The 14,398-nt window shown below is 54.4% G+C and carries 19 protein-coding genes; all 19 read left to right on the plus strand.

What is annotated here, in order from left to right:
• Nucleotides 1–26: 26 nt before the first annotated feature.
• Nucleotides 27–1,040, plus strand: coding sequence for a flagellar motor switch protein FliG (gene fliG / locus CCB157_RS06420; RefSeq protein ID WP_077615077.1), 1,014 nt, complete (start codon nt 27–29; stop codon nt 1,038–1,040).
• The gene (gene fliH, locus CCB157_RS06425) at nt 1,027–1,803 is read left to right on the plus strand and encodes a flagellar assembly protein FliH (protein ID WP_077615078.1); all 777 of its coding nucleotides are present in this window, start codon (nt 1,027–1,029) and stop codon (nt 1,801–1,803) included. The genes fliG and fliH overlap by 14 nt, the downstream gene beginning before the upstream one ends.
• Nucleotides 1,763–3,076, plus strand: coding sequence for a flagellar protein export ATPase FliI (gene fliI, locus CCB157_RS06430; RefSeq protein ID WP_077615079.1), 1,314 nt, complete (start codon nt 1,763–1,765; stop codon nt 3,074–3,076). The genes fliH and fliI overlap by 41 nt, the downstream gene beginning before the upstream one ends.
• A gap of 2 nt (nt 3,077–3,078) precedes the next feature.
• Complete coding sequence (gene fliJ, locus CCB157_RS06435; RefSeq protein ID WP_077615080.1) at nt 3,079–3,516, plus strand: flagellar export protein FliJ; 438 nt, start codon at nt 3,079–3,081, stop codon at nt 3,514–3,516.
• 14 nt (nt 3,517–3,530) lie between these two features.
• Nucleotides 3,531–4,217, plus strand: coding sequence for a MotE family protein (locus CCB157_RS06440; protein ID WP_158077230.1), 687 nt, complete (start codon nt 3,531–3,533; stop codon nt 4,215–4,217).
• A gap of 80 nt (nt 4,218–4,297) precedes the next feature.
• The gene (locus CCB157_RS06445; RefSeq protein WP_238594621.1) at nt 4,298–5,575 is read left to right on the plus strand and encodes a flagellar hook-length control protein FliK; all 1,278 of its coding nucleotides are present in this window, start codon (nt 4,298–4,300) and stop codon (nt 5,573–5,575) included.
• On the plus strand, nt 5,572–6,054 hold the full coding sequence (flgD, locus tag CCB157_RS06450; protein WP_077615083.1) for a flagellar hook assembly protein FlgD: 483 nt from the start codon (nt 5,572–5,574) through the stop codon (nt 6,052–6,054). The genes CCB157_RS06445 and flgD overlap by 4 nt, the downstream gene beginning before the upstream one ends.
• Before the next feature lie 95 nt (nt 6,055–6,149).
• The gene (locus tag CCB157_RS06455) at nt 6,150–6,443 is read left to right on the plus strand and encodes a TIGR02530 family flagellar biosynthesis protein (protein WP_158077231.1); all 294 of its coding nucleotides are present in this window, start codon (nt 6,150–6,152) and stop codon (nt 6,441–6,443) included.
• 100 nt (nt 6,444–6,543) lie between these two features.
• The gene (gene flgG, locus CCB157_RS06460) at nt 6,544–7,392 is read left to right on the plus strand and encodes a flagellar basal body rod protein FlgG (protein WP_077615085.1); all 849 of its coding nucleotides are present in this window, start codon (nt 6,544–6,546) and stop codon (nt 7,390–7,392) included.
• A 39-nt stretch (nt 7,393–7,431) separates the two neighbouring features.
• The gene (locus tag CCB157_RS06465) at nt 7,432–7,656 is read left to right on the plus strand and encodes a flagellar FlbD family protein (RefSeq protein ID WP_077615086.1); all 225 of its coding nucleotides are present in this window, start codon (nt 7,432–7,434) and stop codon (nt 7,654–7,656) included.
• Nucleotides 7,649–8,077, plus strand: coding sequence for a flagellar basal body-associated protein FliL (gene fliL, locus CCB157_RS06470; RefSeq protein WP_158077232.1), 429 nt, complete (start codon nt 7,649–7,651; stop codon nt 8,075–8,077). Before CCB157_RS06465 ends, fliL begins: the two co-directional genes overlap by 8 nt.
• A 68-nt stretch (nt 8,078–8,145) precedes the next feature.
• The gene (gene fliM / locus CCB157_RS06475) at nt 8,146–9,147 is read left to right on the plus strand and encodes a flagellar motor switch protein FliM (RefSeq protein WP_077615088.1); all 1,002 of its coding nucleotides are present in this window, start codon (nt 8,146–8,148) and stop codon (nt 9,145–9,147) included.
• The gene (gene fliY / locus CCB157_RS06480) at nt 9,134–10,363 is read left to right on the plus strand and encodes a flagellar motor switch phosphatase FliY (protein ID WP_077615089.1); all 1,230 of its coding nucleotides are present in this window, start codon (nt 9,134–9,136) and stop codon (nt 10,361–10,363) included. The genes fliM and fliY overlap by 14 nt, the downstream gene beginning before the upstream one ends.
• A 30-nt stretch (nt 10,364–10,393) precedes the next feature.
• Nucleotides 10,394–10,756, plus strand: coding sequence for a response regulator (locus CCB157_RS06485; protein ID WP_077615090.1), 363 nt, complete (start codon nt 10,394–10,396; stop codon nt 10,754–10,756).
• Nucleotides 10,757–10,766: 10 nt separating this feature from the next.
• Nucleotides 10,767–11,543 (plus strand): flagellar biosynthetic protein FliO, encoded by a 777-nt coding sequence (locus tag CCB157_RS06490; protein ID WP_077615091.1) that lies wholly within the window; start codon nt 10,767–10,769, stop codon nt 11,541–11,543.
• Entirely contained in the window at nt 11,536–12,216 is a 681-nt protein-coding gene (gene fliP / locus CCB157_RS06495; protein ID WP_077615092.1) for a flagellar type III secretion system pore protein FliP, read from the plus strand. Before CCB157_RS06490 ends, fliP begins: the two co-directional genes overlap by 8 nt.
• Nucleotides 12,217–12,238: 22 nt before the next feature.
• A complete protein-coding gene (gene fliQ / locus CCB157_RS06500) occupies nt 12,239–12,508 on the plus strand; it encodes a flagellar biosynthesis protein FliQ (protein WP_077615093.1) in 270 nt (89 codons plus the stop codon).
• A gap of 16 nt (nt 12,509–12,524) precedes the next feature.
• Nucleotides 12,525–13,286 (plus strand): flagellar biosynthetic protein FliR, encoded by a 762-nt coding sequence (gene fliR / locus CCB157_RS06505; protein ID WP_238594618.1) that lies wholly within the window; start codon nt 12,525–12,527, stop codon nt 13,284–13,286.
• The gene (flhB, locus tag CCB157_RS06510; RefSeq protein ID WP_077615095.1) at nt 13,283–14,362 is read left to right on the plus strand and encodes a flagellar biosynthesis protein FlhB; all 1,080 of its coding nucleotides are present in this window, start codon (nt 13,283–13,285) and stop codon (nt 14,360–14,362) included. Before fliR ends, flhB begins: the two co-directional genes overlap by 4 nt.
• The last annotated feature ends 36 nt before the right edge of the window (nt 14,363–14,398 follow it).

The raw sequence follows: 14,398 nt of genomic DNA on the forward strand, positions 1-14,398 counted from the left end.
TAGCACGGAAGAAGGGAGGGATCGATGTGGCGGCCAAAAAGAAACCTTTAACCGGCAAGGAAAAAGCGGCGATCCTTCTCATCACCCTCGGAGCGGAAGTGTCGGCGCAAGTCTTTAAACATTTGAGTGAGCCCGAGATCGAGCAGCTCACGCTTGAAATCGCCAACGTCCGGCGCGTCGAACAAGAAGTGAAAGATGAAGTCCTCGAACAGTTCCACAACATTGCGGTCGCGCAAAATTACATAAGTCAGGGCGGCATCGGTTATGCGAAGCAAGTGCTTGAAAAAGCGCTCGGTAAAGATGCGGCGAACGATATTATCAATCGTCTGACGTCATCGCTGCAGGTTAAACCTTTTGATTTTTTGCGCAGAACGGATCCGCAACAAATATTAAACTTTATCCAGCATGAACATCCGCAAACGATCGCGCTCGTGCTCGCCTATCTCGACCCGGCGCAAGCGGGGCAGATCTTGTCGTCCCTGCCGCCGGAATTGCAGGCGGAGGTGGCGAGGAGAATCGCGATCATGGACCGGACGTCGCCCGAGATCATCAACGAAGTGGAACTCATCCTTGAGAAAAAGTTCTCGGCGACCGTCACCCAAGATTTCACCCAGGCGGGCGGTATCGAAGCGGTGGTCGACGTCCTGAACGGCGTCGACCGCACCACGGAGAGGACGATCTTAGAAGCGCTGAGCGTCCAAGACCCCGAGCTCGCCGAAGAAATCAAGAAGCGCATGTTTGTCTTCGAGGACATCGTCGGTCTCGACAACCGCTCGATCCAGCGCGTCATCCGCGATGTCGACAACGACGATTTGCTGCTGGCTCTCAAGACGGCGAGCAACGAAGTCAAAGAGGCCATTTTCCGCAACATGTCGCAACGGCGCGTCGAAACGTTCAAAGAAGAGTTGGAATATCTCGGTCCCGTCCGCCTGCGGGACGTCGAAGAGGCGCAGACCCGTATTGTTTCGATCATACGCAGGTTAGAAGAAGCGGGAGAAATCGTAATCGCACGCGGAGGCGGAGACGATGTCGTTGTATAGCGTGATCAAATCGCCGAAAAGCGGGGAGCCGAAGCGGATTGTCCACGCCAAATTGCCGGCCGGCCCGGAAGAGCCCTCCGCTCCATTGACGAATAAAGAAGCGCTCTTGCGCGCTCAGGATGAACTCGCGGCGGTGCGCGCCGACATCGCGCGTGAATACGAGGCTTTTCAGGAGAAGCTGAAGGCCGAACGAGAGCGCTGGGCGCACGAGCGGGAAGAGGAGCGGAAAAAGGCGAGAGAGATCGGTTACCGGGACGGATTTGAAGAAGGCCGCCGCGCCGCCGAGGCCGAATGGGCCGAGCAAATCGCGGAGGCGAAACGGCTCGCCGCGCTCGCCGAGCAGGATTACAAAGCGTATTTGGCGCGGGCCGAAGCGGACATCTTGCATCTTGCCGTTGCGATTGCCGGAAAAATCGTTGATCAAGCGCTTGCTGAAAAACCGGAAAGGTGGACGGAACTCGTCGCGAATGCCGTCCGGGAAGCACGCGATCAAGACCCGATCCAAATCATCGTCCCGACGCGTTGGTATGAACGGACGGTGCAGGCGAGGGACGAACTGCAAAAAATCGTCAGGGATGCCCGCCTGGCCATTTACGTCGATGAATCTCTCGCCGCCAATGATTGCTATATCGAGACGCCGTACGGCCGCATTGTCGCATCCGTCGACAGCCAATTGAAAATCATTAAACAAAAGCTTCTGGAAAGCTTGGAGGAATTGGGCGATGAACCGCAGCGCGCTGATCGACCGCCTGGAAACAATTGATCCGTATCACCGCTTGGGCCGCGTCACGCGCGTCGTCGGCATCCTGATCGAATCGCGCGGTCCGCGGGCCTCAGTTGGTGACTTGTGCCGCATACATATCACAGGCGAGCGCGATCCGGTCCTCGCGGAAGTCGTTGGATTTTCCGGCGAGAATTTGCTGCTGATGCCCTATGCGCCGATCCAGCGCATCGCCCCGGAAAGCCTTGTAGAATCCACGGGCCACGGGCTCAAAATCAAAGTCGGCGACGCACTGATCGGCAAGGTGCTCGACGGCCTCGGGCACCCGTTGGACGGCAGTGCGTTGAACGGGCTCTTAACCGATTATCCGACCGATCAACCGCCGCCCAATCCGCTTGAACGCCCGCGCATTGCCGAACCGCTCGCGCTCGGCATTCGCGCCATCGATGGCTTGCTTACCGTCGGGAAAGGGCAGCGCGTCGGCATTTTTTCCGGAAGCGGCGTCGGAAAAAGCACGCTGCTCGGCATGATCGCCCGGCGCGCGGCCGCCGACATCAACGTGATCGCCCTCATCGGCGAGCGCGGGCGCGAGGTTTTGGAGTTCATCGAAGCCGATTTGGGGCCCGAAGGCCTGGAACGTTCCGTTGTCGTCGTCGCGACGAGCGACCAACCAGCGCTCATGCGGATTAAAGGCGCGTTGACGGCCACGGCGATTGCGGAATATTTTCGCTCCCAAGGCTTGGACGTTCTGCTCATGATGGATTCCTTGACGAGAGTGGCGATGGCTCAACGGGAAATCGGCCTGGCCGTCGGGGAGCCGCCGACGACCAAAGGCTATACGCCGTCGGTGTTCGCCCTTTTGCCGCAGCTTCTCGAACGGACGGGAAGCGCAAAAAACGGGACGATTACCGCGTTTTACACGGTGCTCGTCGACGGCGGCGACATGGATGAGCCGATCGCCGACGCTGCCCGCGGCATATTGGACGGGCACATCGTCCTCGACCGCAAGATTGCCGAAAAAGGGCAATATCCGGCGATCAACGTCCTGAAAAGCGTCAGCCGGGTGATGACGAACGTCGTCACGCCCGATCATCTAAAAGCCGCCAATCGTTTCCGCGCCCTATTGGCAAAGTACGAAGAAGCCGAAGATCTCATCCAAATCGGGGCGTACAAGTCCGGCAGCTCGCCGGAAATCGATGAGGCGATACGCCTGCGGCCGGCGATGCTGGATTATTTGAAACAAGCGGTAGACGAAAAGGTTGAAGGGCGCGAAGCGATCGATCGGTTGACGAAACTGGTCGGAGGAGTGGATTAAGCGTGGCGTTCCAATATCGTTTTGATCGGCTTCTGAAAATCAATGAAAACGAAAAGAAACAACTGGAACAAATTTACAGCGAATGGTATGACCGGCTTCAAAAGCAAGGGGAAAAGCTCGTCGACCTCATGGAAAGAAAAACGCGGTTGGAAGCCGATCTCGAACGAAAAAAGGGCGACAAGATCACGGTCTCGAGAATCAGGGAGTTGAATCGTGTCCTCGCCGCCGTCGGCCATCAGATCGCCGAAGAAAAATTAAAATATGAGCAATTGCGCGAGCGGCTGGAAGCCTATCGCCAAGCGCTCATCGAAAAGTCCGTCGAGGTTAAGAAATTCGAAAAATTAAAAGAGTGGCATTGGGAAAGATTTCGCGCCATGCAAAAGCGTGCGGAAATACGGTTCATGGACGAAACGGCCGTACAACAACATCTTAAACATTGACGGGAATGAGGCACATGGGCGGATCAAGAGAAAGCATCGGTTTAAAAATTTTAAAAGGCTTCCTCGTCATTCTCATCCCGGTCGTATTTATCGCGGCGTTTACCGTTCTGTTTTTGAAATTGGCCGGTTTTGACGTCAAAGAGGAAGTGTCGCAACTCGCGGGCCGGCTCCCGTTTGTTTCCCATTCCGGAAAACATACGGGAAGCGCGCTCGAAGCCGAAAATGCAACGTTGAAGCTCAAGGTGAGCGATCTAAAGAAACAGGTTAAATCGTTGGAAAAGGAAACGAAACAGAAAGACGACCAAATCCAATCGCTCAATGAACAGGTCAACCAACTGAAACAAACCATCGATTCCATGACGGAGACGAACAAAAAGCAAGCGGAAAGCGATCGGGCGCGAACGATTGCCCAAGTCTATCAAAACATGGATCCCGAAAAGGCCGCGCAAATCTTTGAAAAGATGAAAACGCAAGAAGCGGCGAAATACATGAACATGTTGAACAATCAGACGAAGGCGAAGATATTGGAAAAGTTGTCGACCGACAAAGCGGCCCAGCTCACCCCCTTGCTAAAGGCGATGCCGTCGACGTCGACGACGCAAACGGCCGGAACGAGCGGCGATACGGGCGGCACCACGAACGCTTCTACCGCAACGCCCTCCCAAGGAACGGGGGCATCCGTCAATACGGGCAACCCGTAATGCCGGTTGTGGATATAGATGTGAAGCGCTGCCATACATAACCGCTGCTTGCTTGACCTTGAAAGGAGGTGAAACCGTTGGTGAAGGCACCCGCGATACCGTCGGGCAAAGCGCTCGTGACGACGAAAAAAATGCCGGCCTATGATGAACCCGCGAAGGTGGATGTGAACGGCCACCGCCATTTTCTGCAAATGATGGCGCATCTCTTGCAGGCCAAGGAAGCAGGAAAAACGGACGGCGGAAAAATGGCTTTCCGGACGATGTCCGAAGGCCGCGCCCACACTTCTGAGCATTCGGATGGAGCGAAGAAAAAACATCTTGTGCGGGAAGGCCAAGGCGATGCGATTGAGGCGCTCGCGCTTTTACAGGCCCATCGTCAGCCCGGGGACTTCGTTTTGAAAGCGTCCGAAGGGTCCAAACATGATTTGGCCGGCAAGCTCGCGTTGGGCGAGGCGCAAGGTGGAGCGGCCATCGATTCGAGGCGCCATAAAGGCGATGGTCAGGTGCTGGCGCAAAATTTAAAGCATCCGTATGCACCTGGATTTGCCCCGGATCGAATCGACGACCGGCTTTCGAAGCCGACGCCGGTCCATATGGCCATGAACGCGCCCTTGACAGGCGTTCCATCGCGCGGACGTGACGCGGTTCCGGCGGAAGCAAAGCCCGTCCGATTGAACGGCGAGCCGATCGCCGCGAACGCCAAGGCGTCAACGGAAAAAACGTTTGCCGCATCCGGCCGGACGATTCCAGCGATTGCCGATGCGATCAAGTCGGATGAAAGCAACCGAGGTGCCGATTTTAACCGCTTCGGAAAGCCCCATAACGGTGAGGCGGCCGCCTGGTTTTCGAGTGGGCCGATGAGCAAAATTCAGCAGCTCGTCCTTCACGGGCAAAGCGCACCTACTCGCGCCGTTGACATCGTTGAACAAGTGAAGGCCGCCGTTACCAAAGGGAATTTCAAAACGCTGGCCGACGGCTCCATGCAGTTATCGATTAAACTGCATCCCGCCCATCTCGGCGAATTGCAAATCGTCCTCGTTAAAAACGAAACGGGACTTGACGTCACTTTAATCGCGCACACGGAGGCCGCCAAAAAACTGTTGGAATCGCAGCTCGGCGATTTGAAGCAATCGTTTCAAACGCTCGGAATGAACGTGCATAAAATCGACATCCAACAGCCGAATGCCGCCCAAGCTCAATCTTCGGGCTTTTCCGGATATCCTGACGGCCATTCGGGCGGAGGACACGGCCGTGAACAGGGAGATAAAAAACCGCCGACCGGCCGCGAAGACCAGGGCGATCACGACGTCGGCCATGCGTTCGACGACTGGTTAACGGAAGGAGGGAGTTCGTCATGAATATCGATCCGACGCTCCTTTACGGCTATCAGGACAGCAAGACGCAAAAGAATCCCGGCGTGCTGGGCAAGGATGATTTTTTAAAACTCCTCATCACGGAATTGCAAATGCAAGATCCGCTCCAACCGATGGAAGATAAAGAGTTCATCTCGCAGATGGCGACGTTTACGTCGCTTGAACAAACGACAAACATGAACGACTTGTTTGAGAAGTTTGTTGAATCGCAATCCGTTGCCCAATTGGGCCAACAGGCCAACATGATCGGCAAATCGATCACATGGACCGAAAGTGTCACGGGAGATGACGGGAACACGCAAACCGTCACGAAAACCGGGATCGTCACCGCCGTGACTTTAAAAGATGGCAAATTGACGTATTTGACGAAGGACGGTTCAGAGGTCGATCCGTCAACGATCACCACGATCGCCGAACCGAGCGGGGACAGCGGCGCTTCGGGAGAAGGGGAGGGATCCGCCTGAAACCGATTGATCGCAGCATGCTGATAAACCCTGTTATACCGGCGAAAACCGGGACGGGAACGCCTCGACCGACATCAAAAACCGGGTTCAAAGGGATGTTTGCGCAGGCGTTGGCGGCGCAAGCGGGGACGCCCTTAAAGATCAGCAAGCATGCGCAAGCCCGCATCGCCGAGCGGGACATCGAGATTAAACCGGAACAATGGCGGGCGATTTATGAAAAATTAAACGAAGCCAAAGCGATGGGAATTCGTGAACCGCTCGTTTTGACGAAAGACAAGGCGATTGTCGTCAGCGCCAAAAACGATACCGTCATCACGGTGATGAACCGAAGCGAAGCAAAAACCCATATCTTTTCCAACATTGACGGCGCGATTTTGTTGGACGATTGAAGGCCGGACCTTCAAGGGAGCCTTCGCGTCCGCGGACCGACCGAAGCGGACGCAGCGAGCGGTAAGTTGAATCCAATAAAAGTAATAAGGGGGATGCCATATGCTTCGTGCCATGTATTCCGCGATCAGCGGATTGAAAAACTTTCAAACGAAACTCGACGTCATCGGCAATAACATCGCCAACGTCAGCACCGCCGGGTTTAAAAAGGGCCGCGTGACGTTCGCCGATCTCGTCAGTCAGCAGCTTGCCGGGGCGACCGCGCCGAACGCCAACCGCGGCGGCGTGAACCCGAAACAAGTCGGCCTCGGTTCGACGATCGCTTCCATCGATACGATTACCACCGGCGGCAATACGCAAACAACCGGCCGGCCCCTTGATGTCGCGATCTCGGGAGATGGCTATTTCGTCGTCCAAGACGGCGGCGTGAACTACTATACGCGTGCGGGCAACTTCTACTTGGATGAACAAGGCGATCTCGTCAATGCCAACGGTTTGCACGTCATTGGCTACACCATCGATGCCAACGGGAATTTGACGAATAACCTCGGGCCGTTGCAAATTCCGAAGACGATCACGATCGGCGGCACGACGGAAAACCTGACCAGCTTCAGCATCGGCACCGACGGTACAATCTATGGCGTATTGGACGACGGATCGCTGCAAGTGCTCGGTCAAATCGCGCTCGCCCAATTCAATAACCCGGACGGATTGCAAAAAATGGGGAATAACCTCTACATCAATACGGCCAACTCCGGCAATCCCGTGATCGGTACCGCCGATGCGGCCGGTGCGTCGCTCATCCCGAGCGCGCTCGAGATGTCCAACGTCGATCTGTCGGAGGAATTTACCGGTATGATCGAGGCGGAGCGCGGCTTCCAAGCGAACGCCCGCGTGATTACCACGGCGGACCAAATCTTGCAAGAGCTCGTCAATTTGAAGCGCTCGTAAAGGAGGGATGGGGTCAAGCCGGGCGCTTGACCCCGTCATATGATTAAACTCACCCGATTAAACGGCAAAACCTTTACGCTCAACGCCTGTTTCATCGAACAGGTTGAAGAACTTCCCGACACGACGGTCACGCTCATCAGCGGTAAAAAAATTGTCGTCAAAGAGAGCGAAGCCGAAGTCGTCGAGAGGATGATAGACTTTTATAAGAAGATCGGGCTATATGCCGTCCAAAGCAAGAGTGAAAGGGGCTCGGCGCATGTTTAAAAGCAAAACATTAAACATCGTGTTGTTAACGATGGCCTGTCTCACCATCGTCGCAGTCATCTCTTTCTATTATTTGAACCATAAAGCCGAAAGCGCGTCGAAACCTCCGACGATCGATGACATCGCCAAAAATTTGTCCGTCGAGACCGAGGAAATGACGACGAATCTCGCTGACGACAAATACATACGCATCAAGTTTACGATTCAAGTCTCAAACAAGGCGGCGAAAGATGAGCTGGAGAAACGCCAATTTCAAGTCAAGAACACCATTCTCTATTTATTGTCCAACATGACCGAAAAAAATTTGCGCGGCCAAGCCGGCTTGAAGCAGCTTGAAAGCTCCCTTCAGCAAAAATTGAACGCCTTAATGACCAAGGGAGAGGTCGTCCACGTGTACACGACGGAAAAAATTATAGAATAATAGATATAGAAGGTGCCGAGATGCGCCGCGGGTGAAAAAAAGCCCTTTTGATCCGGGAGGTGAAGCACATGGCCGAAATCTTATCGCAATCCGAGATTGATGCGTTGCTCTCCGCGATTTCAACGGGAGAAATGGACGCAGATGAATTGAAAAAAGAAGAAGATCGAAAAAAAGAGCGCGTTTACGATTTTAAACGGGCGCTTCGATTTTCAAAGGACCAGTTTCGCAGCCTGACGAGAATCCACGAAAATTTCGCCAGGTTGCTGACGAGCTACTTTTCCGCCCAGTTGCGGACATACATACAGATCACGGTCGCTTCCGTGGAACAGCTGCCGTATGAAGAATTCATACGCTCCGTCCCGTCCTTGACGATATTAAACGTGTTCGAAGCGGCGCCCCTTGAAGGACGCATGCTCATCGAGGTCAACCCGAACATCGCCTACGCCATGCTTGACCGCATATTGGGCGGCGTCGGAGCCAGTTACAATAAAATCGATAACTTAACAGAAATCGAGATGAAGATCATCTCGCAAATCTTCGAAAAAGCGCTCGACTCTTTTAAAGAAGCATGGTCCAGCATCATCGAGCTCGACCCGGTCATGCGCGTTTTTGAAGTGAATACGCAATTCTTGCAGATGGCTTCACCAAACGAGACCGTGGTCGTCATCTCCCTTTCGACAACGGTCGGCGAGGCGAGCGGCATGATGAACGTCTGCATTCCCCACGTCGTTCTTGAGCCGATCCTCCCGAAACTGTCCGCGCACGAATGGATGACGGGCAAAGAAAAATCGCCCAGTCCGGACGACGCCGCCCACATCGAGCACAACATCAAAGACATTTTTGTCGACATGCGGGTGGAACTCGGTCAAGCCCAACTGACGGTGGGCGATCTCTTGAACTTGAATGAAGGGGACGTCATCCCGCTCGACAGCCGGATTGACCGCCCGATCGTTATGAAGGTCGGGCCGTATCCGAAATTTACCGTGCAACCCGGTTTGAAAAACAAGAAGCTGGCGGTGCAAATCATGGATATCATTCAGGAAGGAGACGAAATCGATGCGTCCGAATGATGAGGGCATGCTGTCGCAGGAAGAAATCGATGCGTTGCTGGGAGGGGCGGACGGGAGCCATTCCACCGATGAGAACAACGATCAAAGCGCTTTGGAAGATGTGCTCACCCCGATGGAAATCGACGCGCTCGGCGAAATCGGCAACATCGCCTTCGGGAGCGCAGCGACCGCGCTTTCGGCGTTGCTGAATCAAAAAGTCGACATTACGACGCCGAAGGTTTCGCTCGTCCACCGTTCGAGTTTGTACGATGAATTTCCAACTCCTTATGTTTCCGTCTTTGTGGAATATACCGAAGGCTTCCGCGGCTCCAACGTCTTGTTGATCAAAAAGGAAGACGCGAGCATCATCGCCGATCTCATGTTGGGCGGAAATGGCACCAATCCTTCTGAGGAAATTCAAGAAATCCATCTCAGCGCCGTCCAAGAGGCGATGAATCAAATGATGGGCTCGTCGGCCACCGCCATGTCGATGATGTTTGACAAGCGCATCGACATTTCGCCGCCGGTCATTGAAATGTTTGACGTCAAAGAGGACCGCGGCACGGAACACATTCCTTCGGACGACCAATTTTTGAAGGTTTCATTCCGCCTGCGCGTCGGTGAGCTCATCGATTCGAACATCATGCAGCTTCTGCCGATCGATTTCACGAAAGAACTCGTCCACCATCTCATGTTGAGCGACGATAAAGATGATTTGGACGTTGAGGCGCTATCGGCAAGATCGGACGTTTCCGAAAACGAGCGTCCTTCATCCGATGCCCAAAGAGCCGACGGCGAATCCGGCGCAGCTCTGGATAGGGACCGCGCCGCTGCTGGGGACGATGCGGAGCCGGTGCGGCGCACCGATGCCGGTGGACGGATATCGGCTTCCGCCTCGCGGCTCGGCGCCCAAGAACCGGTTCACGTGCGCCCCGTCGCTTTCAGCGAATTCGACGACGGCGAGACGTCTTCGGTCAACGCGCAAAACATCGACCTGTTGTTGGATATTCCGCTGACGGTCACCGTGGAATTGGGCCGGACGAAAAGGCGCATCAAAGACATTTTGGATTTAAGCCGCGGCTCGGTGATCGAGCTGGATAAACTTGCCGGCGAACCCGTGGACATTTTGGTCAACCACAAACCCATCGCAAAAGGGGAAGTCGTCGTCATTGATGAAAACTTCGGGGTTCGCATCACCGAAATCCTCAATCAACATGACCGATTAAAAAGACTATAAAAATACAAGCGCAATAGGAGGACTGCAACAATGGGGAAAACGATTCTGGTTGTTGACGATGCGGCATTCATGCGGATGATGATCAAAGATATTCTCACGAAAAACGGCTACGAAGTCATCGCCGAGGCGGGCGACGGCCAAGAAGCGATCGAAAAATATAAAGAACATAAACCCGATCTCGTCACGTTGGACATAACGATGCCGGAGATGGACGGCATCACCTGCTTGAAAAAGATCAGGGAATTCGACCCGAATGCCAAAATCATCATGGTTTCCGCGATGGGCCAGCAGGCGATGGTCATCGACGCCATACAAGCGGGAGCGAAAGATTTCATCGTCAAGCCGTTCCAAACCGACCGCGTATTGGAAGCCATCAAGAAAACGATTGGATAGAAGGCGCAAGATGAAACGTGCACCAGAGATAACCGGTCGGATGCGGGAACGGCGCGCGCGGGCGTCGCAGCGACGCTCCGACGAACGCGGTATCTGGAAGCGGAGATCGACGCTGGCGCTTCTCGCGTTATCGATTTGCCTTGTTTTAATCGGCGGCGGCGCGGTTTCCGCCGCCCGGGCGGCAACGCCGGATGGCAGCCAGTCGGTCTATGATGCGCTTCACCAAAAAGACACGCCGTCCGGGAAGTCGCACGATGCGGTCGCTCCTTCCGACGCCAAAAAGGATGTGAAGGACGGGGCGCCGGCGGCTTCCGGGACGTCCGGCCTGTTTACTTTTTTGAAGTTAGTGGTTTCGCTCGCCGTCATTCTCGGGCTCATTTACTTGTTATATCGGGCGATGCATAAACATACGCGGTCTTACCGCAAAGTCGGGGCGATTCGCAACCTCGGCGGCGTCGCCGTCGGTCCGAACCGTTCGGTCCAGCTCGTCCGCATCGGAGAGACCATTCTCGTCGTCGGCGTCGGGGAAACGGTTCAACTTCTGAAAGAGATCACCGATCCGGAAACCGTGGCCCAGTTGCTGAACGAGGATGAGGCTCCACCCGAATTCGGCAAAACCTTGTCCAAGGTGTTGGCGCGGGCGAAGGAGCGCGCGCTCCCGGAAAACCATGAACAGCCGGATGGCGGTCAAAGCGCGTCGTCGTTCGATCAGCAATTGAAAGCTTTGCTGAAAAGCCGGTCGGACGCATTGAAGGATCGGTTACGGAAGGACAATCGCGATGAATGAGATCATACCGGGAATCGATACCCATTTTTTATCGCAACAACCGCATGATGTGGCGACAACGGTCGGTTTGCTTCTCTTCTTGACCGTCTTGTCCCTCGCGCCGGCCATTCTCGTTCTCATGACGTCGTTCACGCGCGTTGTCATCGTTTTGTCTTTTGTGAGAACGTCGCTGTCCACGCAGCAAATCCCGCCGAACCAAGTGTTGATCGGCCTTGCCTTGTTCTTGACGTTTTTCATCATGGCGCCGGTCATCGGAGACGTGAACAGCCAGGCCGTAAAGCCGTATTTAGACGGGAAAATCACGCAAAAAGAAGCTTTAAAAAGGGCCGAGGTCCCGCTCAAAAATTTCATGGCGAAGGAAACGCGCGAGAAAGATTTGTCGCTGTTTTTGGATTATGGCCATTATGACCGGCCGAAAAAGATCGAAGACATTCCGATGACCGCCCTCGTGCCCGCCTTTACGATCAGTGAACTCAAAACGGCTTTCCAGATGGGATTTATGATCTTCGTCCCATTCCTCATCATCGACATGGTGGTGGCCAGCGTCCTGATGTCGATGGGGATGATGATGGTGCCGCCCGTCATGATATCCTTGCCGTTTAAAATTCTTTTGTTTGTCATGGTGGACGGATGGTATCTCATCGTAAAGTCGCTTTTGGTCAGCTATTCCTAAACCCAAAAGGGGTTGACGTCGATTGAGCATGGAGTTTGTCATCCACATCGGTGAGCGAGCGGTCATGACGACGCTGTTGATCGCGGGCCCTCTTTTAATCATCGCGCTGGTCGTCGGGCTTGTCATCAGCATTTTTCAAGCGACGACGCAAATTCAAGAGCAGACGTTGGCATTCATCCCCAAAATCGTCGCCGTGCTCATCGCGCTCGTGATTTTCGGTCCTTGGATGCTGACGGAAATCGTGTCGTTTACGGAAAACATCTTTATGAATTTGGACAAATTCGTGGGCTGATATGGACGCACTCAATTTGCTACCGCTTTTTTTGCTCGTCTTAGTCCGACTGGCCAGCTTCTTTTTTACGGCCCCCGTTTTTTCTTACCGGGGGATACCGGCCCGCTTCAAGGTGGGCCTTTCGGCGTGCTTCGCCTGGATCGTGACGTTGTCGATGCACGACCACGCCGTTCCGCTCACCGGCGCATTTCCGCTGATCGTCATGAAAGAGGCGCTCATCGGGCTTTCGATCGGTTTTGCCGCCGGACTGTTATTCTATGCGATTCAGGTCGCGGGCGGTTTTATTGACTTGCAAACGGGCTTTGCGATTGCCAACTTGATCGACCCGAACAACGGGGTGCAAACGCCGATCACCGGCCAGTTTTTATATGTTTTAATGATCGTCTTTTTCTTCGCGGCGGATGCCCATCACATGTTTTTAAACGGCATTTATTACAGCTTTCAGTGGGTGCCCGTCGAAGGAAAAGCCACCGCCTTGTTTTCCGGTGCCGGCGCCCATGACATCTCTCAGCTGTTTTTGCAGATGTTTGCCATCGCCTTTCAAATGGCCTTGCCGATCGTCGGCTCGCTTTTTCTCGTCGACGTCGCCGTCGGCATTGTCGCCCGAACCGTCCCGCAATTGAATGTGTTTGTGGTCGGTTTGCCGTTGAAAATCGCCGCGAGTCTGCTCATTCTCTTTTTCGCCATGCCGCTGTACGTCGCCTTTTTCCGCGACCTTTTCGACTGGGCGGCGAGCGGCATGCGGGATTTCATGGCACTGTTGGGGAGTCCGAAATGAGACGCGTCGATCTGCAATTTTTTGCCGAAGAAAAAACGGAAAAAGCGACGCCAAAGAAACGCCGCGACTCGAGGAAAAAGGGGCAAGTCGCCAAGAGCGCCGATATCGTTTCCGCTTTGACGTTGCTTGCCGTCTTCATCGTCTTTCTCTTTTCCGTTCCTTGGATGGGCGAGGGGCTTGCCGCCATGATGAGATCGACTTTGGAAAACGGCTTGAACCAGCCCCTGAGCGAGGGAGAGGTCCAGCGCCTATTGACCTCGCTCGTCTTCGATGTCGGAAAATTGGTGGCGCCGGTCCTCGGCGTCGCGTTCGTCGCGGCCGTGTTCGCCAACGTCGTGCAGATCGGTTTTGTTTTCTCGGGCGATCCGCTGGCTTTCAAGCCGGAACGGCTGAATCCGATCGCCGGTTTTAAAAGGATTTATTCCGTCCGCGCCTTCGTCGAACTGTTGAAATCGTTGCTGAAAGTCGCCTGCGTCGGCTTTATCGCTTTTCTCATCATTTGGATGCATCTGGACGAGCTGATCGGTTTAAGCCGAATGACGATCGGCCAAGCGCTTGTCTTCATCGGCAAATTGACGTTGTGGATGGGGTTCGCCGCTTCCGTGACGCTGTTGTTTCTCGGATTGCTCGATTATCTTTATCAAAAATACGATTACGAAAAGAACCTCCGCATGTCCAAACAGGAAGTCAAAGACGAGTATAAAAAGACGGAAGGCGATCCCTTGATCAAATCCAAGATTCGCGAACGGCAGCGGCAAATGGCGATGCGGCGGATGATGCAGGAAGTGCCGAAAGCCGACGTCGTCATCACGAACCCGACGCATTTCGCCGTCGCCCTGCTTTATAAGGACGGAGAGATGGACGCGCCCGTCGTCGTCGCCAAGGGCGCGGATTACATCGCCCAAAAGATCAAAGAGGTCGCCAAAGCCAATGGCGTGACGATCGTCGAACGGCCGCCGCTCGCCCGCGCGTTGTATCGCGAGTTGGACATCGGCGATCAAATTCCCGAAACGTTTTTTAAAGCCGTCGCCGAAATATTGGCGTATGTCTATCAACTGAAGGGGAAGACGCTATGATTGCCTGCCGGCATCCTAAACGGGCCGGCGTGCGCG

Origin of the sequence: Caenibacillus caldisaponilyticus, from assembly GCF_002003465.1 — a bacterium.
Classification (GTDB): domain Bacteria; phylum Bacillota; class Bacilli; order Bacillales; family Sporolactobacillaceae; genus Caenibacillus; species Caenibacillus caldisaponilyticus.

What these genes read in the sequence shown, in the direction of transcription:
- fliH (WP_077615078.1), top strand. Translation starts at nt 1,027, where the DNA reads ATGTCGTTGTATAGCGTGATCAAATCGCCGAAAAGCGGGGAGCCGAAG.
- fliI (WP_077615079.1), top strand. Translation starts at nt 1,763, where the DNA reads ATGAACCGCAGCGCGCTGATCGACCGCCTGGAAACAATTGATCCGTAT.
- CCB157_RS06440 (WP_158077230.1), top strand. Translation starts at nt 3,531, where the DNA reads ATGGGCGGATCAAGAGAAAGCATCGGTTTAAAAATTTTAAAAGGCTTC.
- flgD (WP_077615083.1), top strand. Translation starts at nt 5,572, where the DNA reads ATGAATATCGATCCGACGCTCCTTTACGGCTATCAGGACAGCAAGACG.
- CCB157_RS06455 (WP_158077231.1), top strand. Translation starts at nt 6,150, where the DNA reads ATGTTTGCGCAGGCGTTGGCGGCGCAAGCGGGGACGCCCTTAAAGATC.
- flgG (WP_077615085.1), top strand. Translation starts at nt 6,544, where the DNA reads ATGCTTCGTGCCATGTATTCCGCGATCAGCGGATTGAAAAACTTTCAA.
- CCB157_RS06465 (WP_077615086.1), top strand. Translation starts at nt 7,432, where the DNA reads ATGATTAAACTCACCCGATTAAACGGCAAAACCTTTACGCTCAACGCC.
- fliL (WP_158077232.1), top strand. Translation starts at nt 7,649, where the DNA reads ATGTTTAAAAGCAAAACATTAAACATCGTGTTGTTAACGATGGCCTGT.
- fliM (WP_077615088.1), top strand. Translation starts at nt 8,146, where the DNA reads ATGGCCGAAATCTTATCGCAATCCGAGATTGATGCGTTGCTCTCCGCG.
- fliY (WP_077615089.1), top strand. Translation starts at nt 9,134, where the DNA reads ATGCGTCCGAATGATGAGGGCATGCTGTCGCAGGAAGAAATCGATGCG.
- CCB157_RS06485 (WP_077615090.1), top strand. Translation starts at nt 10,394, where the DNA reads ATGGGGAAAACGATTCTGGTTGTTGACGATGCGGCATTCATGCGGATG.
- CCB157_RS06490 (WP_077615091.1), top strand. Translation starts at nt 10,767, where the DNA reads ATGAAACGTGCACCAGAGATAACCGGTCGGATGCGGGAACGGCGCGCG.
- fliP (WP_077615092.1), top strand. Translation starts at nt 11,536, where the DNA reads ATGAATGAGATCATACCGGGAATCGATACCCATTTTTTATCGCAACAA.
- flhB (WP_077615095.1), top strand. Translation starts at nt 13,283, where the DNA reads ATGAGACGCGTCGATCTGCAATTTTTTGCCGAAGAAAAAACGGAAAAA.